The following is a 26103-nucleotide window of genomic DNA, read 5'->3' on the forward strand; positions in this document are numbered from 1 at the left end:
CTCAGAAATTTGATTTCCACCGATCAAGCTGCCAGACTAATATATGAAATATACACCAGGCAGGCAGTTTCACGGAAATACAGCACTAGAATGGCTTATTTGTTAACTAGAGACTTAAGACCCGAAGCATGGCAAAATGACCCCTACAATGGAATCAAAGGTTTTATTGGCGAATCTTTACCTACCAAGATTTATTTCGGTTCTAAAGTTGGTTTCACTAGCAAGCATCGTATGGATGTAGCATTTGTGAGAACTTTGGATGATAAGGCTATTTATATTCTGGCGATCTTTGCAGAAGATCCTGCTTATGCTAGAGATGAAGAAATATTCCCCAAACTGTCTCGTCATGTTTACGACCGCATGATGGTATTGAATAGCCAATAAATGAATAAAGCAAATATTTTGCTGTTTACCATTGATATCAAATTTGTATCATTGCACACAGATGCAATTACCTCATCATCAGAATGCCAGTTATTATTAGCGAGATTAAGCGTTGGTGAAAAGAGGTATGATATCTGTCCGGATAAGAGCGCGATAGAACTCTGTTCCGCTTACCCAACCAAAAAACTTTCTCCTTATACTCGGGGTTTCTTCTTCTTTCTTTCCCTCCTGAGGACTGAGTTCTGACTTCCCCTCCACGGTCGGGGGAGGGGCCAGGGGTGGGTTGACTCCTAAGTAATTAAGATTAGTATCATACCTGTGCTTCACCAACCCCCGAGATTATTTTACCAGATTTGATTTGAGATGAAATAAGTTAATTTGACATCTCCAGGGGTTGAAACACCCTGGATTCTGTGGCAAATCCACCGCAAATGGGACGGGGCGTTTTAAGTGCGGAAGTAAATTCCGCACCCAGCCCCTCATAAATCCACATTTGCTTAAAGCCTGAAGGGCAGACTCCTAAACTCCTCGGCATAGATCGAAATCTAGCTGTGAGTTTACTTTTTTTTTGTTAGCTTTCACAAGTGGTTTTACTCGCGCTGGTTGGAGCAATCTTCTCGCTGCTCTAGCTGCCTACTTGCTTTTCGGTGCCGAATACTGCGCAAACAACCGTCGTAGGAAGTTAATTCCCCGTCTCCTGTCCACCGAAATTTAACCGCAAAGCGCGGTCATGTCATGGCGACAAACCTTGTTCCTTATTCCGCTAGTATAGCAGATTTTTACTTCGCTTTATTACCCGCGTGTCGTTATTCAACCAGCCGTTAAAACGGGCGCTGCGTACTTCCTCCCGACGCTTTTTAGGTTTACTACAGATGATTGATAGGGAGATAGGAATATAGCATATATGGCTAAATTTATCTGAATTCTGAACATATATATAATCTTATGTTACAAATTATAATAAAATCAAATAGGAAAACTTCTGACTAATATCACATTATTTGCTTTTTTTCAAGTAGTAAAACTTGTAAAAATTGACTTAAATAAAAAAATCTCACTATTGATTTTTAATTATTTAGTTTTACTTATAATACCTTGTCAAAAGTAAGTGTGTTAAACTATAAATCTAGAAGGTAACTTCCCCAAAAGCACAAAAAATCCACGAATCGGTAAAAGTGAGAATCGGGGAGTTAATTCCTAGAAGAATTTAAAAAATTAAGAGGTATTATGAGCCAAAAGGTTATGCACCAGATGGAAAAATTTCAGCGTCAGGTGAGTTCCCTCGTAGAATCTAATATAATCAAGCCAACAGATAGTATCTGGAAAATAGCCCTACTTTTTGGGGATAAGTGGCCTTACTGGAAAAAACAACTTCAAGACTTTGATTTTTCTATGCAAGATCCAATAGGTGAAATTTTGGTTGTAGAGGTGTGGGAAGAAGATTAGTCTATTTTCCTAATCAGTCTTAATTTGATTAGGCTAAACAATTCTTGAGTTTAAGCGATAGAAATTGGTAGAATGTAGTCGATTAGCCCTAACATCTAGGTAATAAGACTGAAAGTATAGAATAATTAGGCGATCGCACTACAAAATAAAACAAAAATAAAACAAAACTTTTTGCTTTCTAAGGCTGTAATCAGGAAAATAAATTGATACCAAAGTAACTGAAGACAGGTTGATTAGGATTTATTAGAAAAAAAATCTGCTAGTTGTTAAATTCAGAACGACTCATCTCAAGTTAAATTTATGATAAACTTTCGGTTAAGTGGGAAACCAGTCAGTTGCTTCCTAGGTCTGAGCTACGCTATCAAAGGCTGGATGGAAACTAGGCTAACGATTTTAACTTTTAATCGCGCACATTGCAAATTTTGAATATTTTCGCTATAATGTGCGGAATCAAAAGCAACCTGAATGGGTTTACCCGGGAAAAACTAGGGGTTGCGCATCCCCTTTCCGTTCCGGAATGCTCCGCTTTCCGCGCCAAGCTGACCGCTGATTGCTGAACTGCTGTTTGCACAGAATTCCGCCAGGAAATGCTTTTGAAAAATCCACGCGGTCGATCCTGCGGAGTTTCAACCCCATAAACATAATTGCTCACTTTTGAGCGCGTACTATGTGGTTAGAGTACAACTTTCGCTCGTCAACTTACCAAACAAACTCAGTCAATTCTTTGAGCTTAACTCTGAGTCGGTTAATTGAGTAAACATCTAAATACATTTGTTTTTTTTGCTGAAGTTTTTTTTAATATCTCTACCAATACTCAAAAACCCTTGTACATACTGAGATATTTCAATACCGATGATGTGGATCAAAGGCAATCTTTTAAAGCATCTGCCAGTTCTGGAGCAGTTTGATAGCGATCGCCAGGTAATGGTTGGGTAACTTTTTCAATCACCTTCCTTAGTTTTGGTGTAATAGTGGGAACGCTTTCAACATAAAACCGATAACCATCACCACGATTATCATAGAAGTGCCTTGGACTTTGAGCAGTTAACAAAAAGATCGAGGTTGCACCCACCGCATATAGATCGGATTGAGTCAAAGGTTGCCCACGGTCTTGTTCGGGAGCACTGTAACCTTCTGCGCCGATCCGCGTACCCAGAGGAGTACCAATCTCTTTTACTGCCCCAAAATCCAAAACCACTATCTGATCGTCGCGACGGCGTACCAAAAGATTAGCAGGTTTAATATCCCGGTGGATCAGTGGAGGATCTTGTGAGTGAATATAGTCTAGAATATCGCAAGTCTGAATCATCCACTCAATTGCCTGTTTGGGCAACACCGGTCCTTGTAAAGAAATACGTTTTTCCAAATCCTGACCATGAATCATTTCCATAGCTAAATATTTCTTGTCTTCTTCCACAAAAGAGTCAAAAAACTTAGGAATTCCTGAATGATTTAATGATTCCAAAACTCTAGCTTCTCGTTTAAATAATTCTTGAGCCTTGGGGATCTGAGCCATATCAGCATTCATTTCTTTTAATACCACCAAAGCTGCTGCTGGTGAAGCACCTACCTGTAAACTATTGCGCTCCCGATCCCAAGCTAAATAGGTAGTACCCATGCCACCTTGACCCAATATCCGTAATACCTGATATTGACGAATACTGCGTTCAACTTTAACTGGTTTACCACAATAAATACAAAATAAATTTCCTGGTGGGTTATCGCCAGATCGGGGACAACATTGTTGAGGAATATTAGCAGCAGATGGAACCTGAATCTGAAACTTTAAAATCGGGCCGCCTCTGGCTAACTGAATCAGGAAGCCATCAGAAATAATTCCCTGAGACATCAAAACTCCATTAACAAAAGTTCCATTTGTACCTTGACTAACTAATCGCCAAATATTTCCAGATTGGGACTTTGGTATTTTGTGTAGCTCCAGATGATATCGTGAAACTAAACTATCAGATAAAACAACCTGATTATCCACAGAGCGACCAATCTTAATTATTGATTCATTCTGAAAGTCCCAATTTTTTAAAGGAGTGTTTTTTTGAGGGTCTAGGAGGGTTAACCTAATCACAATCTGTGTTTGAACTTCAAATTTTTTGCAACAGCATAACTTATATAGCGCTCCGCGCAAGGCAAAAGTTAAAAGTTAAAAGCAATCCCTGACTGAGTTTTAGCCTTTATAAATTTCCGCGCCCTTTGTTTCGACTGCTATACCAATTCACTTAAAAAATGTCACCAATAGTTGGTCATTTCAGTTATCAGTTATCAGTTATCAGTACCTCTGCAATAAAGAGGCTTAATATAAGGAATATTATCTTTTTTTATGGCATTGCATAATTGCGGGATGATTTTATCAGAGAGGATAAACTATAATCCCCGTGTTGACCTGTCCCCGTGTCCCCGTGTCCCCGTGTCGGCCTTAATCACCTCAGTATTCAGCAACGCCTTTTTGTGGCTTCACTAAAGCACGGATAACAATTGCTGTAATGTTATCGTGACCATTATACTGATTTGCCAAATCAATTAACTGGTTTACACCAGACTCTAAATTAGCTTGTTTGCCTAAAAGAGGTTCGAGGAGATTTTTCCAATTATTTTCCAGAAAATCATTATCTGTTAAACCATCAGATGCCAGAATTAACAGACTATCTTCATCAAGATCGAAAAATTGTACATCAGGTCTGACAAAATTTTCATCTCGCGGTCCTAAAGCTTGAGTTAATTGATAAGCATCTGGGCGACCATAAGCTATTTCTGGTTCAACTCCACGATTAATTTCTCTTTGCCCTACTTCATGGTCTAGAGTGATCTGCTCTAACCCTCCCTGATGAGAGAGACGATACAAACGACTATCACCCACATGAGCTACAGCTACTTTTGTATCGTAAACCATTGCCATCACTAAAGTAGTACCCATCCGACTACTGCCAGAGCGGACTTCTTGTTGATTAATCTCGTAGATTACCTTGTTTGCCTGTATTACTGCCTCACGAATTATTTCTTCAGAGGGCAAACCTACAGACCAACTACTTTCAACTTTAAAGTATTGTTTAATAGTGTCTACTGCTACTTGACTCGCTATTTCTCCGCTAGCGTGTCCTCCCATACCATCGCAGAGCACATAAAGTCCTTTAGCTTGAATAATTTTTTCGGTGGGTGTTTCTTGGTTTTCTATCTGAGTTTGAATTCCAAAAGAATCTTCATTATGGTCTCGTTGACTGCCTACATCACTTTTACCAGCACTTTCCAAATTTACCAACTGTATCGGCAAAAGTTCAGTGTCTTGAGTTTCTATATTTTCTACTATCTGTGGGAAAGTATCATCAGTTTGCAAAACTGTAGGTGCTGATGTAGGAGGTGGTTGGGGTTGTAAGTTATCTTCAGTAGTCATTAGATACGACCGCAATTGTTCAATGGTTTGTATTTGACCATCCCGCCAATCTTGCATTAAAGCTGTTATCCAACCAAACTGTGTCCGTTGAGATTGCTCAAATAACGATTGCCAGAATTTCATTAAATCTTGGATATTTTGAGTCTCGCCAGGTTTTGAGTACAGGCGTTGCAATTTGATATAATTATTGTCTGTTTGACTTACCCGCAAATTTTCATATTCCAGTATACTTTGGCAACAATGCCATGGTGCTAGAGCGACCCAAAGTTCGGTCATTTGTTGCAACCAGGATAGAATTTGTAGTTGGGAAAGGTTTTCGCTTCCCCAAATATCTACTAATAATGGCAAACTACTGTAGTCTGCCACAAGTAATATTTCTTCGTTTTGCGACTGCCAACCATCCTGAACGGTAGGAAAGTGTTGAGGTAGTTGGGCATATAATGCTACATAAGGTTCAGCAATGGTGGGAATAATCAATGCTTCTATCTCCGTTGTTTCTCCCTTTTGGTTTGAGGTAGGGAATTGACTTTCTTGATTTTGGTAACCCGATAATTCATTCTCTTGAGAGCTAAAAATAGGCGGTCTAAAATTACCGGAGTTATTTCGCAACCAAGCTTTGAGGGGTGTTTGTTCTAGTGGGTTACAGTCTAGTACTTGCACTACTACTGTTTCACTTTGGTTTTTTGGTGGTATAGTTTCTAATAGTTGGTAGCGCTGTTGGGAATCTAAATATTTTTCTGATGCAGTGGGGATAATTTTTAGATCGTCATTTGGATTTGAGGATAATTGATTTTCTGTGTTTGCTGCTTCAGACATTGGACTGAGGATGTCTGGGGTAATTGATTCAGAATTATCTAACTCCTCTAATTTTTGGCATGGATCGTCAGCTTCAGTTATTGTTTCTGGTAAGGTATCTTCTGATTCTACTTCGGCAGCAGGTTGTGGATCGACTTCTATTTTTGGCTCCAAAGGTTCGGAGGATTCTAAAATCTCTTCGGGTTCTTCTGTAATGACATCTGCTGCTGACTCCGCCGAATCTTTGGCCAGGGGACTTGCTCCGCTGATTACTTCTTCTTGCCCCATTTCCTTGAGATTAATTTCAGGTGAGTCGGGGAAGATAGCTTCTGTTTGAGTAATTATAATTGCCTTCCAGACTTGAGCTATATTAGCACCACAGTTGTGACATTGTTGAACGCTCAAGTACACTTGTGTTCCACATTGATGACAATTTTTGTAGGTTAGGGATGTACCACATTTTTCACAGAATTTATTCTGGTTCGGGTTTTCAAACTCACATTGGGGACAGATGAGCATAATAGAGAATAATGAATAATGAATAATTAATAATTAATAATTAATAATTACCTCTCCTTGAAAAAAAGAGGATTGACTAATAATGAAAATTTTCTTTATTATCCCCTTAAGAGGCTATGCTTTATAAACATCTTTCTTAACATAAAACGTAGACATTAGATAGAAGTTATGTGTTTGCCATTCAATAGGTATTCCGGGAGAGTAAACCTATTTAATTAGAGGCTTTTTCCCCCCATCTCCCTATCTCCCCATCTAAAGGGTTTCAGGAGTCCCTTATAAGGGATAGCTTAAAAGGGAAGGGTTTAAACCACAATTTTTCGGTAACTTGATTTACTAATATTTATTAACATAAGTTCATGTACATAGTTATACTTATAGGGTTTCTAAAATCTAGTCTTAGCACCAGTGCAGGATGGCAGAAATAACTAACCAGTGAAAAAATGTTCAAAAGCCTGTATAATAACCTTTCTTCCCTTCTGCCTCCTACTATCCTAGATAACTAAAGCTGTCCTAGATAACTAAAGCTGTCCTAGATAACTAAAGCTGTCCTAGATAACTAAAGCTGTCCTAGATAACTAAAGCTGTCCTAGATAACTAAAGCTGTCCTAGATAACTAAAGCTGTCCTAGATAACTAAAGCTGTCCTAGATAACTAAAGCTGTCCTAGATAACTAAAGCTGTCCTAGATAACTAAAGCTGTCCTAGATAACTAAAGCTGTCCTAGATAACTAAAGCTGTCCTAGATAACTAAAGCTGTCCTAGATAACTAAAGCTGTCCTAGATAACTAAAGCTGTCCTAGATAACTAAAAAAGCCTCCTGCCTTCTGCCTTCTCGCACTAGAAGGGAATAGAAATAGTAGTATCTTCTAAGATTGTCTGAGCTGCGATCGCTTCTATTGTTTTTAATGGTACTTCACAGAAGTATTTTTGCCGAAATTTTTCTTCTGATATTGCTGCTAGGAATTTTCCGATTATTTGGGATTGAGTTTCTGGTTTTTGGTTTCTGATTTTACTTTGAGTTATGTAAAAAGCTTGGTCTTTATACTTGACATTAAAACATAAATATTGTAAAGCTTGCAAACCTAATTTGAGAGTAGTATCGCCAATACCTAATTTTTTTAGGAGTTGATAACGGGTTACAGGTTTAGCTGTACGACTGAGATATTTTGCAATACCCAAAAGTTGTTGCCAGATATCTGTCGGAGGGACAATAGGAGGTTGTGAGTAGGCGATCGCTAATTTCTTTTGTTGATTAATTGCTCGCCGAAACCAGATTCGCAAATCGTTCCAGCTAGTGGGACATTCTCTGAGAAGAATAAAGTCTTTTTGGCTATTAATTCTTATTTCTTCTAGATTATCGATTCTCTGAGTATTACGCCAGTCCCAGATCCAATCTATAAGGTTTGATGTTTTGAACTGAGTATTTTGGATCGATGGTTGTACTGTAATAAGTCTGACTTCATAACGTTTTTTATAAGCATTGAAGTCTAGCTCTACCACTGCATCACATCTTTCTTCGGGAATTTCATCTTTATAATGACCCCACCAAACACCAGGGAACCCTTTCTCCCCAGACTCATCCCAAATTTCAAAATCTGTTTTGATATATTGAACTTTTTTTCCGTTTAAATCTTTTTGATTTCTGTGCCAAACATTACTAAACCAACAATTTTGGAGCAAAAGTTTAGGGACAGGGTTGCCCATACCACAGGGTTCTAAAAGTTTAAGTTCTTGAAATAAATCTCTACCCAATTCAGAGACGGTAACAATTAAATCTACTTCTATTGTTGAAGTCTGGTTAAAGGTCGTTCCTAATGTTTGTCCTAATAATTGATTAATCGCATCTGTAAATATGGGGATATTTTCTACTGGCAGACTTAGACCAGCAGCAAAAGGATGGCCTCCAAATCGATGTAACAAATGTTCCTGATGTTTAACTAACTGGTATAGGTCTATTTGACCAAAGGAACGAGCAGAACCACGGGCTAATAATGGTTCGTCGGAGCTTTTGACCGCCTCAGTTTCCTCTGTCAACAAAATAGTGGGACGGTTGTATTCTTGAGCTATTTGACCTGCTACTAATCCTAACACACCTACAGGCCATTGAGGGTCTGTGAGAACTATGACGTTAGTGGTAGAAAGGTCTAGTTTGGTCAATTTTTGGGTAACGTCTCGAACTACTTCTTTTTGTAGGGATTTGCGCCTAGAGTTGGCCAATTCGGTTTCTATAGCTAATTTGTGACAATGTTGGGGGTCACGACTGGTGAGCAATTCTACACAAAAGCTGGCATCTCCGATGATTCTACTTACAGCGTTAATTCGAGGTCCAATACCAAAGGAAATATCTGTGGGGCGATCGCCTGTTTTTTTACATAATTCTAATAGTTTGGCGACTCCTGGTCTGGTGGTTTTGTGGAGTTGTGTACTTAATTTTTCAATTCCTTTTTGTGCTAAATACCGACTTTCTCCTGTTAGTTGAACTAAATCGGCAATTAAACCAATGGCTACTAAATCTAATAGTTCTTTTAAGGGTAGTTTAGGTATTTCTGGATGAGTTAAATAAAGTGCTTCTATTAATTTATAAGCTACTCCTACTCCGGAGAGATTATATAGGGGGTGAGAGGGGGATAAATAACGAGGATTAATAATAGCTAATAAGGGGGGACGTTGAGGAGGTAGAGTATGATGGTCGGTGACAATTATATCTATCCCTAGATTATTTGCATATTCTATTTCGGCAATATTTGTACTACCAGTATCGCAGGTTATTATTAAATTATAATTTGCTTTTGCTAGCTCTTGAATACCAGCAATATTTAAACCATGAGATTCTGTTAATCTGTTAGGAATGTAATAAGTTAATTGATGATTTTTCTGAAAAAATTCTCCTAATCCGTCCCAAAGTACAGATGTTGAAGTAATGCCATCAGCATCAAAGTCTCCCCAGATAGCAATTTTTTCTTGATTGTTTTTAGCGTCAATAATTCTTTCTACAGCGTTGTTAATTTCTATTCCAAATTCAAAGGGGTTAGTTGGTTGATATTGTTTTGGGTCTAAAAAACCTACTAATTTTTGAGTATCTTTAATTCCACGCTGCCATAATAATTGTGGTAGATATTTGACGGATAATTTTGGTGCATATTTTTTGACAAGCTCAACAAATGAATTAGGGGGATTATCAGAGGCATAAATTTGCCAATAATTTCTGGTTTCAGACATCTTTAATTAATTTAATTTCTTGTCACTATGCTGCGGTTAATTTTCAGGTATTATGTGGTAGATATTAGGTTGTATCTGAAAAAAGTCTATCTCAATAATTGTAAGCATTCAGGTGTCAATTATCATGCCATTTTGAAAAAAGAATGTTACGAATAATAAGTGCGATATAAAGACTTTAGAGGAGATGTTCTTTTGACTAAAAAAGAGAATATCCTAGCTCAAAACTGGTATTGAATCAATTCATTCTGAGGACTGAGGACTGAGGACTGACTCCTAAGAAATAACCTAAATCTTTGTTACAAATATTGATAAAATTGGTATCAGCCATCAGCTATTAATTTAATTACCCTTTAAGGAGGAATCAAAGTTAAAAGATTTAATAGAATTAAAAGTACAAAATAGATTAGATAATCCTCAAAATACTAATTCCTAAAAGCTGACCGCTAATGGCTGAATGCTTATACCATTTCTCCATGAAGTTGCGCTTAATAAAAGATAACAACTATAATGCTTTTAGATTTAATCAGCAAACCCTAATTAAGCATAAATATTTGCTTGATTGATTACTCAATCACGGCAGTTATGATTTTCTCCTGAATTCTGTCTCCTGACTCCTGACTCCTGACTCCTTCTTCTATCCTTCTTCAATCAAATAATTCTTCATAGGTAAATTGTTCTTTGATAAAAGGAACTTTGACAGTAAATATTGAGCCTTTATTAACTTCACTTACTACACAAATATCCCCACCCATCATTTTACAAAAGTGACGACTAATAGCTAAACCCAAACCAGTACCTCCATATTTGCGTGTTGTGGAATTGTCAGCTTGAGTAAATGGTTGAAATAAAATATTCATTTGATTTTCTGATATACCTATACCAGTATCAGCAACACTTAAAATCAACATTTTCTTAGAGGCAAATTCTTCATTTTGAACAGTAACATCCTCATCATTGCTAATAATTTTAACTTTCAAAATAATGTTGCCATTTTCTGTAAACTTAGCTGCATTGCTCAGAAGATTTAAAATCACTTGGCGCATTTTATTAGGGTCAGCTACTATGAATTCCTGATTATCTTCGCAGATGATTTCTAATGTATTACTATTTTGCTCAATTAATGGTTGAATAGTAGCTACAACATTTTCAATTAATGCCATTATCTTGAAACTTTCCAAGTGAACATCCATTTTACCTGCTTCAATTTTTGAAAGGTCGAGAATATCATTTATTATTGTTAATAAATGCCTTCCCGCAGTATGAATATTATCAAGGTCGTGAACAAAGTCTTCATAACCTAAATCCCGGACATCTTCTAATAAAATTTCACTATAGCCAATAATCGCGTTTAATGGTGTTCGTAATTCATGACTCATATTTGCGAGAAATATACTTTTTGCTCGGTTTGCTGCTTCTGCTTCATCTTTTTCTTGTTTTAAACGTTTATTTTCTTTGAGTTGTCGAACATTTTCTAATGTTTTTTTAATCGTAATTTCTAAATCTTCAAAATCTATAGGTTTAGTCAAGAAATCAAAAGCACCTCTATTCATTGCCGACCTAATTTTTTCCATATCGTCATAAGCAGAAATAATTACTGCTTTAATATCAGGATATTTATCTTGAAGATTATCTAATAAAGTTAATCCATCCATTAAAGGCATATTAATATCCGTTAATACGATATCTATACTCAATTCTTCTGACAATATTTCTAATGCTTCTACACCATCTCTAGCAAAAATAAACTCTAGTTCTTTTTTTTTGATTTTTTTTCTAAAGTTACGGATGATCAGTGATTCAAAATCAGGCTCATCATCTACAACAAGTATTTTTGATGACATAATATTTTAACTAATAAGCCGATTACTTGAAATTTGTCAATTACTTATAATAAATAATCATAAATATTATAAAGCTTCTTATGCCGATGAGGTGAGGTATGTTATACATCGAATTATGCTTCTTGTATTGACTTAGAATAAACTACAAAGGAGTAAACTTTAACTATTACTCTATTTTCGAGTCCTTTTTCCTAAAGTCCCAAATTTTCACCCAATCTCTCATTCAATTGACAAAAGCTGCAATAAGTTACAATGAGTATGACTTAGGTATCACTTCCGCACAAACTTTTTGATTTTGAGATAATAATCAAGCCTTTTTTCTCTCTTAAATCTTAAACTTCTCAAGAAATATTGCTTTCTTTTTTCCTTATATTATATCAAATTCGACATTAGAGCTATACTGGGAGTATCTTACTCAAGAGAGTAATAATTATTATATTTTACCAAGAAATAATTTCTATAATGACTGGAGCAATTTTTAAGCTCATACTAAATCCGGTTTATAGAGTATCCTTTTATGTAGATGGGGAGACATGGTGTAGAGGAGATGAGGAGAGGTTTGAATCTTACATCCTATAAAATATCTTTAATAACCGGATTTGGTATAATCTCTATGGACTTGTATCTAAAATTTAATTCGATAATTTTCAGCTAAATTGATCTTTCTGGAATACTATCTATACTTAATATTAAGTCAGCAGAAACAACTGTAGAATTAATATCTACTTCTTTGTCCTGAACTTTTAGAAAACGCTGACAACGATTAATAAATTGACAAGAATGACAACTCTCAATCTGCTGAACTTGAGGAAATTCTTCACCCTTTTCCTGATAATTTTTTAACCAATTAGTTAACCGATATAATATTTGCTTTAAATCTCGTTCAGTTTTTTTGTGTGCTTCTTGATTATAAGAAAATTTTAGTTTTGCAGGTAACTTTTGACTTTTTGGTTCGATAAACCAATAGATCATCGAAACTGCTTCTGGCAAATATTTGCTAGTTTCAACTAGAGTGTAAAGATATAAGCGTGTTTGCCAATTTTGAGCTAACTTTGTTTGATTTTGAGGAAAGCTATAAGTTTTCCAATCAAAAATTTGTGCTTTTTGAATATCAGCAATCAATAAATCATAAATAACTGTCAATATATAACCATTAAAATTAATACTACGACTATATTCAGCTTGACGTAAAATTATATTATCTTGAGTTTGAGGATTTAATATTTCTGGTGCTGCCTGAAAAAAAATTTCAAAACAGTACTGCATTTCTTGATTTTCTAACATTAAAGATTCTATTGGTAATCCTAGTTCTCTTTGCTGCATTAATAAGTGAAACTGACTACCCCAATTTAGTCTTTCTTGTTCTGCTGGTGTTGTTGGTACGCTCAGATTATCAAGATAGAAATGTTGGAATTTACGGGGACAAGTTGTGAGTAGATTCAGGTGTTGTTGAGAGAGTCTATATTTTGCCATTAGCAATATCATGTCCGGTGGAAATTAGGGAGGAGTCAGGACTCAGGACCAGGGGTCAGGACTCAGGAGTCAGAAGCTAGGAAGGAAGAATAGGAAGTTTTAAGGTATAAGGAGGAGAAAGTTTTTTTGTCACTAAATTATTTGGACATGATCTAATGTTAAATCAGGACAATATTTTTCGAGTCATTCCACAATATTAAAGGCAAGTAAGAAGAATGTCTCAACAACCAGATTCTATATAAAACCCTGATCACTACTAAATTTATACCTTGTTGACCTAAAAACCTATGTAGGGTTTGCGCTTCACTAGTCTTTTAGTAGGGGTAGGAGACAACCCACCCGTGGGGCCTTCCCAGTAGAGGAGGGGAAGACAGGAGAAAGGGGGAATGAGCGAGGAGTTAGGAGCGGGCGTTTTGTCCCAAGATTGTTCTGCCCAACTATGAGCCTAAAATACGCTCCTAGCATGAGCGTTTTATACTGAAACAGGCGCACTGCAATTCGACCCCAAAAATCCTAAAGTCTTTATATGTCAATGCTTTTAGATTTAATCAGCAAGCCCTATATATGTATAGATTTAAGGACTTTTAACAGGATTTTTGTCTAATACCAAGCGTGAAAAAAGAATGCTTAATTTAAGTGACACTTCAATTATTAAGTAATTAACACAGACTGAATATTTTTTTTGATAATTAGCACGCCAGTTATTGTGAATTATTCTTATTTTTACCTCTCCCTGTACGGACGTTGCATAAGGGCGTCCCTACTCACTCCCCTATTTCCCCTCCTGGGAGGGGTTAGGGGTGGGTCCCCCGCAATGCGAAAATGTAGTAAACATTTATCAAATTGGTATAAGTCCCACTAACTTCTTTGTCAATCAGGAAAAAAATCCAGATACAAGTATGAGCATTATTTATAATTGCTATCATTTTAACTTCTTTAAACTTGTCTATTTCTTGGATAAGTAGCTACAAATACTTAAATAATTAAAATTTATAAAAAATTAAATTAATCATTAGTTATTTAAAATCAAATTAGCAAAATTAGTTCAACATCCCTTTTTAGGGTGTAATTTAGGGCGAAAAAAGATGCGATAGCGCAGCTAAACGTAGTTATCGCACCTCTATTTCTTAACCATTTAGAAAAAGCTGAAAATATTGATAGATAAGCAATACAGCCTTAATTGCTCAAAAGTAAAATTTAGTGTATTTTGGAGTTAAGGATCTGGCTTTGCCTAGAAGCTTAATAAAATGATTTGGGGGGAATGTGATTTCTTTTTTGTTGATCTAGTTCCATTCAATGCAAAGATCGAATGCTGGAATATCCCAAGATTTTTTTTCCCAACCTCATCCTTCCTTTCTCCCTCTTTCTTCTTTCTTCCTTACCTTCGCTATACAATTCTATATTTCTTATACTAAATTCATGGCTTTGTTGCATAGAATAAAACTTTAATCAGAGTTGACTGTAGAGCATAGCAGAAATACTTAGGGTTTGCGCTCAAAAGTCTTATGGGTAAGGGTAGGAGACAACCCACCAGCAGGCCCCGACCGTGGAGGGCAGGGTCTATTTATTGTCACGCGAGCGAAAAATTGATGGGGGGACGGGAACCCACCCCTAACCCCTCCCAGGAGGGGAATGTGGGGGGATGGGGAGATGGGAGATGGAGATATTTGTATATTTGCACAATTAAATGTACTTCATATTAATATTCTCCCCAGGCAATGAATTAGCCCTGCCGGTGGAGGGGAAGACAGGAGACAGGAGACAGAAGAAACGGGGAATGAGCGAGGAGGTAGTCTGAAAAATTGAGGGACAATTTTTCTGCCATAATCATCCTAAAATAGTAGCAGGCATGAGCTTTTTCCATTCCAAAGCTGGTACTTTTTTCAACCAAAAAACGCTCAAGCCAATAACAGTCAATACTTTGATAATTAATCAGCAAGCCCTACTTAATTATTTATATCATGTCCGGTAGCATTGGAGCGTGTATAGAATCTAAGTCACAATTGGAAGAAATCCTTCTGCCTCAAGCATAGCTGCCCTCTGCCTTCCTTCAACCAAAGTATAAGTATTCAAGCGGACATGATATTCTTTTATTGACCACCATGATTTTCTCCTAACTCTTGACTCCTTATTCTGTTGAGCCTCACATAAAGTTGGTATTAGTTATTTCTTTTTGTTTCTTCTCTATTATTATTTCTGCCTAATTTAGCATCTTGAAAAGAATTACCAAGACCCTGAAAAATACCTCTCCCAATTAAACCTATACCACGTCCAACTACTTGAGTAAGTAAATAAACAATTCCACTACCAATAAAAGAAACAGTTGCACGAATACCAGGAGCTATTGCATCACGAGTTTCTAGAAGTAATGTTACTGTAAGTGGAATTCCTGAAAGTTTTGCTAATTCGTGTCTACGGGGTGAATAAATAGCCATTTTTTTAATGCCAGTTTCATTCAAAACAAACAAAGAAAAATTACTCTCAAAAATTGCTTTTGGTTCCCCTACATATTGTTCTATACGATATCTCCAAGATAAACTATTACGGAATTTTTCAATGTCTCGTGTTGATAATAACTGCAGACTATAAAAATCTTGTTTAATTTCTTCAACATCGGCAAAATTATTTAATAAAGGGTACATCACAGCATTAGCAATTGAAATTAATAAATTTTGCAATAACCCTTCAGAAAGTTGCATAGCTTCAGGAGTACCTACAGCACAAGATTTATTATCGACTACTAAAGGAACTTGAAATAATAAATACTCTATTAATTCTTCAACTAAAGGAATCTTATTCAGAATAAATTCATGCACATTCTCTACATCATTTAACAATACTGGCATCACTTCTAATCTGATTTTTTCTGCAAAAGAACCGAGAGCCATTGTTCTACTACTTATTTCTACTTGATAGTATTTACTAAAAAAAACTTGGGTCGTAACTTCCCACAAATTACTGATAATCTCATTTCTTTTTTCTGGTATTTCTTCCAGCAAAATAGGAGTAATACGCAGTTCATCAAGAATATCTTCAAATTTACATAAAGCTATATATATTAGTTCTTGCTTCTTAGCACCCCGCAAGATATCTATTTCCATTGGTAATTTACTAAGATTAATTAAATTAGAGTTTAATTTAGAGATTGTTGCTTCAAATATTACTGTTTGTACATTTATTTCTTCCGTAGGAGTCTGAGAAATAACTTCTAAATTTTTTGTTGCTACAATTTGCTCATTAGTATTCACTGGATTAGATTTTTTATTGAAATTTAACCCTGTAAGATATTGCAGTTTTGAGTCAAAAAAACTATCTCTATTTACATATTTTTCTGGCTGTTTTGGCAGATCAAAAGAACGAGGTAATAATTGATTAACTATCCATCTAGCAGTTAGTAATTCTCGACGTTGCCCAGAATTAATCGCTACATTAAGTACAGAAGTTAAATTATTTCTATCTAATTTTTTTACACTTTCATCTAGTTGAGAAGTGATTTCTGCAAGAGACAAATCTATCTGTTTTAGTCCCGAATTACAAACATTGTAACGAAGAGTTTTGAAAAAGTTTGCTGTTTGAACTTTTAGAGCTGAAGTTGTCACTTTGCCATAATTTTCTGGCACATCTTCTCTAAGAGAACTATTTACCCAATAAGACTGACCATTTGCAACTTGTCGAATAATAGTTTCTAACTTAGAAATACTTATTCCTTTAGGGCAGTATCCACTAACACCTAATTCTTGGATTAATGCTAATAATGCAGTGTCTTGTAGGGATGTTAATAATAATATTAATAATTGAGGATATGAAGTTTTTAGCTCTTTACAAAAGTCAATTCCAGAGATTTTAATATCCTGTGTAGTTTGATCGGATGAATTCTGGGTTTCTATATCTAAAATTATCAAAAAATTTTTTTCTTGTGTTATCAAATTTTGAATAATTTTTATAGCTTCTGCTCCTACCTCTGCCTCACCTACTATTTCAATGTCTGAAAACTGCTCGCAAGCAAATTTTAACCCCATCCTAAAGATAGGATCGTTATCAATGAGCAGCAATTGTAATGCTGATTCACCATTCATAAATTGATTTGGAATTGAGATATTTAAGGGCACTAATAAGTAACATTATGACTTTTAGCTAGAGCGTCGAGAAGACTCACACCATAATTGAAAATTTGGTGTCAGATGAATCGACGGTAAATTAATGGGACTCGATGTCCCATTAATTTACAAATTTTATCCTAATGTCGCCAGAATACCCCAACTTTTTGAGAAGATGGGGATGAATGGCGACCAATAAATAAACCGACCAAAGGGAGTCTGCATATAGTTTAACTGGCGTTGCACAAACAAAATAGATAACCCATGCTATACTTGTGTTAAGGAGATATCAAACATGGGTAATAAAGCGTTTCGTTTTAGGTTGTATCCAAATCAAGAACAGCAACAATTCTTAGCAAAATGCTTTGGTTGTTCAAGATTTGTGTATAACTATTTTCTACCCTTAACTACTGATATTTATGCCGATTGTAAAAAGAGCATTCGATACAAAGAATGGGCTAAATTACTAACATCTCTAAAAAAAGAGTTTGAATGGTTAAAAGAGGTTAATTCTCAAGGATTACAACAAACTCTTAAAGATTTAGAAACGGCTTACTCTCGTTTTTTAAAAGGGTTGGCTAAATTTCCTAAATTCAAAAAAAGGTCTAATCGACAATCTTTTCCTGTTCCTCAGCATTTTTCTATTACCTCTGGAGGGAAACTAAAACTTCCTAAAATGTCTGCTATCAAAATGGTAATTCATCGAGAAATAAAAGGAGACATTAAGAGTGTAACGATTAGTAAAACCCCATCAGGGAAATATTTTGCTTGAGTTGTTACCGAGTTAGATATCCCAAAAGCTCCCTGAAACGGGGAAAAAATCGGGATGGATCTTGGAGTTAAAGATTTTTGTATTACTAATAAACCTGAAAAGTTTGAAAACCCTCGTTATTTTCAACGCTCATTAAGACGATTAAAAATTAGACAAAGAAGGTTAAGTCGCAAAACTAAAGATTCTAACAATAGAAAAAAAGCTAGAGTTAAAGTAGCTAAAATACACGAGAAAGTCGTTAATCAAAGATTAGGCTATCAGCAGAAAATAAGTCTCAAACTGACTAACGAAAACCAAGTTATTAGTTGTGAGGATTTAAACATTAAAGGGATGGTCAAAAATCCCAAGTTAGCCAAGCAAATTAGTGATGTTGCTTGGGGAAAATTATTAACTCTTTTGGAATACAAAGGTGACATCTATGGCTGTGAAATTAAACGAATTGATAGATTCTTTCCTAGTTCTAAAAGATGCTCTAACTGTGGGTATATCAAAGAAGATTTAACACTAAAAGATAGAGAATGGACTTGTCCAGAATGCCATGCACATCACGATAGAGATATCAACGCTTGTGAAAATTTGCTGCAATTCTGTGATGGATATATAGAGTGGGAAGCATCCAAATCTACGCCTAAAGAGATGGTTGAAATACCCTGTATCAAGACAGTTACGCCTTGAGCTGAGGAAGCCCCACCCTCAACGGAGTAGGGTGGGGTACTTCACGATACCAGAACTTGCACATTATAAGATAAATAAAATTTTCCCTGCTTCTGTTTTCCCTCTAGCGGAAACTCTTTTTTTGAGTTTAAATGCCTAACTGATAAATATTGATTGGCTCATCATTCTTGCAGTAAATATGCATCTGAACTTGAGGCTGGAGCTGGAGCTGGAGCTGGAGCTGGAGCTGGTGAATAAGAACTTTGTGGGGCTGGTGAATAATATTGTGGGCTAGGTGCTGGTGAATAATATTGTGGACTAGGTGCTGGCGAATAATATTGCGGGCTAGGTGCTGGTGAGTAAGACCTCTGTGGGGCTGGTGAATAATATTGTGGACTAGGTGCTGGTGAATAATATTGTGGGCTAGGTGCTGGTGAATAATATTGTGGACTAGGCGCTGGTGCCGGTTGGTACTGTCGCCGTCTGCGAGCTTCTTCCGCCTGTTGTGCTGCCCATATAGCATCTCGTTCAGATGCCCATTTAGAGATAGCACCTTGAGCTTCATAATAGAGAGCGCGACCATAGCCAATTTGATAAGCTGTATTAATCGCAGCAGTAAGACGGCCTTGCTCGGCCAGACCATAAGCTTGATTGAGAATTGGCCTGTCTTGGGCAATTTGTAGCTCTGTACCCCACTTATAAATTTCATCCTGAGCTTCTTCATACAAAGCACGACCACTTTCTATTTCATACGCCACATCAATAGCTTGTCCAAGCTTTCCTTCCTTTGCTAAGACTCTAGCTTCTGCTAATAACGGTGAATCTTCAATAATTTGTACTCGTTTATTCCACTCAGCTATTAGAGTCTGAGCTTCTATTCTCAAGGGACGCTCCAAAGCAACATAACTAGCTTGTTTAATCGCTGAATTATAACTATCCACAGTTTCTTGTTTTGCTAGCTGTTTCGCTAAGACAACGTAAGGTTGGTCTTCTATCTTCAAAAGGTCTTTGCGCCATTTAGCAATTAAAGTTTGGGCTTGGATGCGCTTTGGTTGTTCGAGGCCAACCATTTTAGCTTGGTCTATAGCTAACTTTAATGTTGCAGGTTGACCCACACTGGCGATCGCTTTGGCTAGCTGAATATGAGCGAGGTCGTCTAACTGTTTTTGCAGCTGTTGAATTTGAGTTTGGGCTTGTTGATAATAGGGGCTATTAGAAGTAATTTGAGCTGCTGCTGCTTTTCCTTCTGCTAGGGCTACCATATTACCAACTTCAGAGCCTTCCATAGATTGATTCCATGTTGCTGCTTTAGCATGGCCTAGTAAAATTAAATCTTTGCCCTCTTTTTTCAGTTTGTAGTCAGAAGGAATATACTCAATGGCCGCGATCGCTCCTTTGAGGTCTTTTTCTTCTATACGTTCAGTTGCTATTTCGATTAAACTACGACTCCACTTTTGAATATCTTTCTCAGCTCTGTCTCGAATATAGAGTTTTGGATCTATTTTTCTGGCGAGAGCGATCGCTTCTCCATACTCATTTGCTGTTTCCCGATAAATTAGATAGCGAGCATCTTTTAAGATTTGCCAACCTTTTTTTTCTAAGGCCATGCGCTCTAATATTTCTCTAAACTTAACACTTTGCCAGTGAACATTATCTAGTTTTGACATTGCTAGGGAATAAGCGGAGGCTTTTTTCCAGTCCATAGCTTTCATGGCTTGTTCCGCTTGGTCATAAAGAGATTGACCTTCTGCCCATTGTTTTTTCCAACTTGCCACTGCCTCTTCTACCCTAGAATAAGCTGGACTGCTTTCAGGAATTTTCGCTACTGTATCTAGAGCTGCTTGTAAGTCACCCTCTCTAATATTTTGATTAGCAACGGCGATAATTAATTTTGTCCATTCTCCCGTCATTTGTTGACCTAGTTGATAGAGAGGATGTTCTTCTGGCCAACTTTCTACTAAAGCTAGAGCTGTTTCCAACTGTTTTAGGTCTCTGGACTCAGCAGCTTTGTGGGCACAATATAGTCGTTCTCCATCTGCTGATAATGGAGAAATTTGTTGGCAGTTTGGTTGGGGTGGGTTAACCAGTAACCATAGAAGTGCTGCACCACCTGTTATCCCAAAACCTGCTGCAACACTCCACCAAATTAGTTGCCATCCCCAATAACTTTTTGGTTTTCTATTTGGTTTTGCAGTTGTTGATATTTGGGAATCTTTTTCTGGTTTAACTTCTGAAGTATTGTTTAGTTCTTTATCTAAAGTTTGTGAGGTAGAAGTAATAGTATCTGTTAATTCTTTTTTGACGATGGAAGTACTACTATAGCCATTTTCTCCATCTTTAGAAGAGTTATGGGAAACCGCAAAGTTTTTTTGTTGTGAAATATTTTTTGATGACATAGTAAATTTTACTGCGCTAATTGTACTAACTGTTAAGCAGGTTATTTTTTTTTCAACTAATACTATATTTAGCTTTTTTCATTACCTAGGATGTTTTTCATACCTCTGAAGGAAAACTTTAAATTTAAGCTTGAGCTTGACCTAGAAATATTAAAAATCAGAGGTTTGTTAGCTCAAACTAACATATAATATAGGAAATTTTATTGTATATATGTTATACCATTTTGAAAAAAGAATGTTACTAATAATAAGCATGATTAAAAGACTTTAAAGGATATGTCCCTTTGACAAAAAATATAATTTCCTAGGTCAAAAATGGTATTGAAGCCATTCCCGTGTGACTCGGTCTTCCTGACTTCCCCTCCCAGGAGGGGAGGGGCCTGCGGGTGGGTTGAATCCTAAGAAATATCCTAGCTATTTGTAGCAAAAATTTATCAAATTGGTCTTAGACATTTCAGCACATTGACTAAATTATTTACTTCACCCAAACTTCAGCCAAAATTATTGATTTTAGCAAATTTATTTAATATTTTATCTGGGCATTTTCTTAGCTATTGGATAACCTGAAAATAATTTAGGTGAGTAGCTTTAAACTAAACATTTTTAATTTTTTGGACTTGTTCAGAGATAGTAGATGTTGATTATAAATGATGCTTAATTTTATGGCTGATGAGAATTAAGTCTATTCGAGTTAATTTACTGATACTTCTCAGTCAAATAACCTTTTATTTTCTAATCTTTTATCGTTCTACTGCCAAAATTATGGCTGTAGTGACCATAAAAGTCTATACGATAATCAGTAATTTTAACTCCTATCTGTGTTTCTATTTGCTCAAGCAACTCTTGAGGCAATTCTACATAAACATCCATAATTTGTCCTGTATCTAAGCAGTTAATATGAGAGTGAGACTCACTTTTATGGCCATACAAACAAGCATCAGCACGTTCAATACATTCAATAATTCCCTCTTTTGATAGAAATTCAAGATTTTGATACACAGAAGTATGACCAATTTCTTTACCTTGGAGATTTAATCGATGGTATATTTCTCTGGCTGATAGATGTTTTTTCTCTTGCCACAAAATTTCTAGTATATATCGACGCTGACGACTCAGGCGCATTCCCTTAGCCTTACAATAATTTAGAGCATCTTCTAATGAGGAAATTTGTTTCACAGCGCCAACTTTTCTCCAAATCAACTGCAAATAATTCTATAGCAATTAGCACTGAAAGGTATTAACCGTCAGTTTTGCTATTTGTGAGAAAAATTATAGGCTTGTTATTATATCAGACAATAGGCAGTAGGGAATAACGGGAAATGTTTTTCCCATTATTCAGTTCATCATCAGCATAAGTCCTAACTATCCCGTTTTTTGCCATACCACCGAGCAACATCAAAAAGGCTATCTAGGCAGAATTTCTTTGTCAGGGGAATTTGAATCAACTTGCTTCCTAATCCAAATATCAAAACCTTAAAACTCAGACAAAGCAAAATTTTTCCTTCTCTCCTAGATAACTAAACACCTTCTTCCCTCTTCCCTCTTCCCTCTTCCTTCTGTTATATAGAAATACATTAATAATTATTTATACCTGATAAAGATGGCAATTACGATCGCCCTTAATACCGAACACTTCCATAACTTAGATGTATCTCCAGTTCAAAGTGTCATATCTCAACTGCTGAGTGAAGGAGCGATCGCCTCTTCTGAACAGCAGCTAAATTTTACTATTAACTATAATCGCGACCCCCAAGACCCACGAGAACTTTCAGAAATTCCAGAAGTACGTTTATGGTTTATTCGTTTGGACAGTCTTTATCCTTGGTTGCCATTTTTGCTCAACTGGAAAGAGGGTGAATTAGCTCGTTATACTGCTATGCTTGTACCTCACCAATTTCATCGCACTGAAGGTGTCCAATATAACCCAGAAGCGTTAGAAATATTTTTGATGCAAAAAATTTTTGTCTTAAGAAAATGGCTACATCAACAAGGTATTTCTAGCAAATCTAGATTAATGTCCATGTCTCAAATGTTAGGTTATGACTTAGCAGAAGAATTTTTTAGCTCAATTCCAGAAGAAGATTAGGTGGTGGGGATGGGGAGATGGGGGGATGGGGAGATGGGGAGATGGGGAGATGGGGGGGATGGGGGGATGGGGAAATTAAAAAATATATATCCTCACCATTACCATGCAGGACTACCGAATATTAATACCTATAGATATGGCAGTATGCTCTGTTAGCAAATAAATTGAAGTTGAGGTTACAGCGGTGCAACCTTGCGGACCAAACATCCGCTAAGGAACGCCCACCAAAATAGGCCACAGACAAAAGAGAAATGTCAAACACCTGGGCATTGCTGAGGAGCGGGATGAATATCAGTGGGGTGGGTATCCTGCCTGCGGTGAAAATATCAGGAACGGGAAAATATCAGGAACGGGCAAGATGCCCATTCCACATGGGAGTGCTAGACCACTTCGACCCAGACAGAAAACTTAGGGTTAGAGAAAATTTTTGTGAAGCAAAGACTGCCTGACAACAAGATGCTTACCCTTAAAAAAATGATCCTACTGATTGCTGAATGCTGACCGCTGACCGCTTCTTCACCCTTCTCCACCCCAAATTTTATTTAAAACTTCTTGGGGTGAAATATCGCTCATTTTACCAGTAGGAGACTTGACCGCAATTACCCGATCGCTCTTGGGTAATAATTTTTCAGGGTTAGTTGGACCAAATAAACCAATAGTATATGTCCCAACTGCAACTGCTAAGTGCATAGGAGCACTATCAGTACATAGCATTAAATTAGCAGCAGCGATAATAGCCGCCAATTTACCTATATCCCCAGGCATCACTACTTTGACATCTGGACACAATTGAGTAATTTCATTGACCCAAGTTCCATCCTCAGGACCTTTGACTACCACTACTGGTAAATTAGGTTGCTTCTGCTGTAGTTCTGTAATAATCTCCTGCCAATAATTGGTAGGGTAGATTTTATCAATACCTTTCATCTGAGCTAGTTCGCTAGAACCGCCATGAATCAGAACATACCCACTTTCCGATACTCCTAAAAATTTTTGTTCAGCTTCTGCCCAATCAATATCTGCTTTAGGTACATTGATAGATAGTCCAGGGAAAGGTGTGACAACATCCATTCCTGGCAATAAATCATGGTACATCTGAGCTGCATATTGTTCAGTTTTCAGGGGTATAGGGTTCGTGAGAAAGATTGCCCCATTACCTGCATAACCTACCCGTTGAGGAATTCCTGTTAACCACAGCAAAAGGCCAACTGTCCAACGTTGTCCAAGAGAAATTACTGCTTCGTATTCGCGATCGCGCATAATACCTAACAAGTTTCCCCAGTCAGCGAGACTATTGGCATCTTTGAAGTCATAGGCCAAGACATCCTGTACGGACTTACAGACTCGGTATGCACCCTTTGAGCGAGGTTCTACAATTACATCAATTTGAGATTCTGGATAAGATTTTTTCAGGTCATCCAGAGTAGGAAAGAATAAGATTTGGTCGCCAATTCCACCAGGGACAAGGGCTAGTATTCTCATATTTAAGGAATTTAGCTTAATTATTAGTTGAACACAATACCAACCATATCTTACGATTCTGATTGGGGGTTATTTCTTTAGTAGACATTCAATTTTTACCACTATATTGAATTATTCAGAATTATTCATTAGAAACCTAAAACACAAAATTAAATGTATTTATTGATTCCTGCTGCTGGTATGGGGCGACGCATGGGAAGCCAACGGAACAAGCTTTTGCTGACTCTATTGGATAAACCGTTGCTAAGTTGGACTCTTGAGGCTGCTTTCAAATCTCATTATATTAATTGGATTGGTATTATTGGCCAGCCTGTTGATTTTCCAGATTTTCAAAAGATGATTTCTGGTTTGTCTACTAATAAGTCTATAGAGTTGATTGAGGGAGGATCGACTCGTCAGGAGTCTGTTTATAAGGGTTTACAGGCTTTGCCCCCGGAGGCGGAACAGGTGTTAATTCACGATGGGGCAAGGTGTTTGGTTACTCCGGAACTATTGGATAGGTGTGCGGAGGAGGTTGTTAGGTGTCCTGGTTTAATTGCTGCTGTGCCAGTTAAGGATACGATTAAGGTTGTTGATTCGTCGGGTGTAATTCAGGATACACCAGATCGTCGTAATTTATGGGCTGCTCAGACTCCTCAAGGTTTTGAGGTGAAGTTATTGAAGGAATGTCACGAAAAGGGGCGTCAGTTGGGTTGGGAAGTTACTGATGATGCTGCTTTGTTTGAAAAATGTGGTTTGCCTGTAAAGGTTGTTGCGGGGGAGGAGACTAATCTTAAGGTAACAACTCCTGTGGATTTAAGAGTAGCAGAATTTATTTTGGCACAAGCATTGAAGAAGGAAGAAGGAAGAAGTAAGAAGGAAGAAGGTGTTTAGTTATCTAGGAGAGAAAGAAAAATTTTATGTTGTCTGAGTTCTAAGCTTTTACTTTGTCCGCGCCTTTTCCTTCGACTACTATAATGATTTATTTGCTCAGAAAAAAAAGTGCATTTATCCTAAGTACTTGAAGGGAGAAGGAAGAAGTAAGAAGGTGTATAGTTATCTAGGAAAAAAGGTGTGTATTTATCTAGGAGAGAAAGAAAAATTTTATGTTGTCTGAGTTCTAAGCTTTTACTTTGTCCGCGCCTTTTCCTTCGACTACTATAATGATTTATTTGCTCAGAAAAAAAAGTGCATTTATCCTAAGTACTTGAAGGGAGAAGGAAGAAGTAAGAAGGTGTATAGTTATCTAGGAAAAAAGGTGTGTATTTATCTAGGAGAGAAAGAAAAATTTTATGTTGTCTGAGTTCTAAGCTTTTACTTTGTCCGCGCCTTTTCCTTCGACTACTATAATGATTTATTTGCTCAGAAAAAAAGTGCATTTATCCTAAGTACTTGAAGGGAGAAGGAAGAAGTAAGAAGGTGTATAGTTATCTAGGAAAAAAGGTGTGTATTTATCTAGGAGAGAAAGAAAAATTTTATGTTGTCTGAGTTCTAAGCTTTTACTTTGTCCGCGCCTTTTCCTTCGACTACTATAATGATTTATTTGCTCAGAAAAAAA

15 protein-coding genes and 1 pseudogene are annotated in these 26103 nt (G+C 36.8%); 7 read left to right on the forward strand and 9 right to left on the reverse strand.

The window, feature by feature from the left end:
• Together F6K15_RS31220 and F6K15_RS31225 are read left to right on the forward strand one after the other, a co-directional pair.
• On the forward strand, positions 1-384 hold a 384-nt coding region (locus F6K15_RS31220; RefSeq protein WP_363269095.1), incomplete at its 5' end, for a serine hydrolase.
• Positions 385-1611: 1227 nt separating this feature from the next.
• Entirely contained in the window at positions 1612-1830 is a 219-nt protein-coding gene (locus F6K15_RS31225; RefSeq protein ID WP_293068949.1) for a DUF4327 family protein, read from the forward strand.
• An 862-nt stretch (positions 1831-2692) separates the two neighbouring features.
• Here the strand turns inward: F6K15_RS31225 and F6K15_RS31230 are convergent.
• The 6 genes from F6K15_RS31230 to F6K15_RS31255 form a co-directional block, all read right to left on the reverse strand.
• Positions 2693-3913, reverse strand: coding sequence for a protein kinase (locus F6K15_RS31230; protein WP_293068952.1), 1221 nt, complete (start codon positions 3911-3913; stop codon positions 2693-2695).
• 357 nt (positions 3914-4270) lie between these two features.
• Complete coding sequence (locus tag F6K15_RS31235; RefSeq protein ID WP_293068955.1) at positions 4271-6547, reverse strand: serine/threonine phosphatase; 2277 nt, start codon at positions 6545-6547, stop codon at positions 4271-4273.
• 836 nt (positions 6548-7383) lie between these two features.
• Entirely contained in the window at positions 7384-9765 is a 2382-nt protein-coding gene (gene recJ, locus F6K15_RS31240) for a single-stranded-DNA-specific exonuclease RecJ (RefSeq protein WP_293068957.1), read from the reverse strand.
• 644 nt (positions 9766-10409) lie between these two features.
• The gene (locus F6K15_RS31245) at positions 10410-11606 is read right to left on the reverse strand and encodes an ATP-binding protein (protein ID WP_293068960.1); all 1197 of its coding nucleotides are present in this window, start codon (positions 11604-11606) and stop codon (positions 10410-10412) included.
• Positions 11607-12257: 651 nt separating this feature from the next.
• Positions 12258-13079: a PD-(D/E)XK nuclease family protein gene (locus tag F6K15_RS31250; protein WP_293068963.1), complete on the reverse strand. Its 822-nt coding sequence runs from the start codon at positions 13077-13079 to the stop codon at positions 12258-12260.
• A 2159-nt stretch (positions 13080-15238) separates the two neighbouring features.
• Positions 15239-17155 (reverse strand): DUF3685 domain-containing protein, encoded by a 1917-nt coding sequence (locus tag F6K15_RS31255; RefSeq protein ID WP_293068967.1) that lies wholly within the window; start codon positions 17153-17155, stop codon positions 15239-15241.
• 316 nt (positions 17156-17471) lie between these two features.
• Here F6K15_RS31255 and tnpB point away from each other — a divergent pair.
• Positions 17472-18623 (forward strand): annotated as a pseudogene (gene tnpB, locus F6K15_RS31260) (IS200/IS605 family element RNA-guided endonuclease TnpB).
• A 161-nt stretch (positions 18624-18784) separates the two neighbouring features.
• Here tnpB and F6K15_RS31265 read toward each other — a convergent pair.
• Both F6K15_RS31265 and F6K15_RS31270 read right to left on the reverse strand, forming a co-directional pair.
• Complete coding sequence (locus F6K15_RS31265) at positions 18785-20998, reverse strand: hypothetical protein (RefSeq protein ID WP_293068970.1); 2214 nt, start codon at positions 20996-20998, stop codon at positions 18785-18787.
• Between the two features lie 732 nt (positions 20999-21730).
• Positions 21731-22174, reverse strand: coding sequence for a Fur family transcriptional regulator (locus F6K15_RS31270; protein ID WP_293068973.1), 444 nt, complete (start codon positions 22172-22174; stop codon positions 21731-21733).
• Positions 22175-22598: 424 nt separating this feature from the next.
• Here F6K15_RS31270 and F6K15_RS31275 point away from each other — a divergent pair, with 424 nt between their 5' ends.
• The 3 genes from F6K15_RS31275 to F6K15_RS31285 all read left to right on the forward strand — a co-directional run bounded on the left by F6K15_RS31275 (position 22599) and on the right by F6K15_RS31285 (position 23533).
• The gene (locus F6K15_RS31275; protein WP_293068976.1) at positions 22599-23084 is read left to right on the forward strand and encodes a CRR6 family NdhI maturation factor; all 486 of its coding nucleotides are present in this window, start codon (positions 22599-22601) and stop codon (positions 23082-23084) included.
• A gap of 9 nt (positions 23085-23093) precedes the next feature.
• Positions 23094-23240, forward strand: a complete 147-nt coding sequence (locus F6K15_RS31280) for a hypothetical protein (RefSeq protein ID WP_293068979.1) — start codon at positions 23094-23096, stop codon at positions 23238-23240.
• A 95-nt stretch (positions 23241-23335) separates the two neighbouring features.
• Positions 23336-23533: a hypothetical protein gene (locus tag F6K15_RS31285; RefSeq protein ID WP_293068982.1), complete on the forward strand. Its 198-nt coding sequence runs from the start codon at positions 23336-23338 to the stop codon at positions 23531-23533.
• Positions 23534-23600: 67 nt separating this feature from the next.
• Here the strand turns inward: F6K15_RS31285 and F6K15_RS31290 are convergent, their stop codons facing one another.
• Positions 23601-24566: a glycosyltransferase family 9 protein gene (locus tag F6K15_RS31290; protein WP_293068985.1), complete on the reverse strand. Its 966-nt coding sequence runs from the start codon at positions 24564-24566 to the stop codon at positions 23601-23603.
• Positions 24567-24719: 153 nt separating this feature from the next.
• Between F6K15_RS31290 and ispD the strand changes: the two genes are divergently transcribed.
• Positions 24720-25439, forward strand: coding sequence for a 2-C-methyl-D-erythritol 4-phosphate cytidylyltransferase (gene ispD, locus F6K15_RS31295; protein WP_293068988.1), 720 nt, complete (start codon positions 24720-24722; stop codon positions 25437-25439).
• The last annotated feature ends 664 nt before the right edge of the window (positions 25440-26103 follow it).

The sequence above is a fragment of the Okeania sp. SIO2B3 genome, assembly GCF_010672525.1.
In the GTDB taxonomy this organism is placed as follows: domain Bacteria; phylum Cyanobacteriota; class Cyanobacteriia; order Cyanobacteriales; family Microcoleaceae; genus Okeania.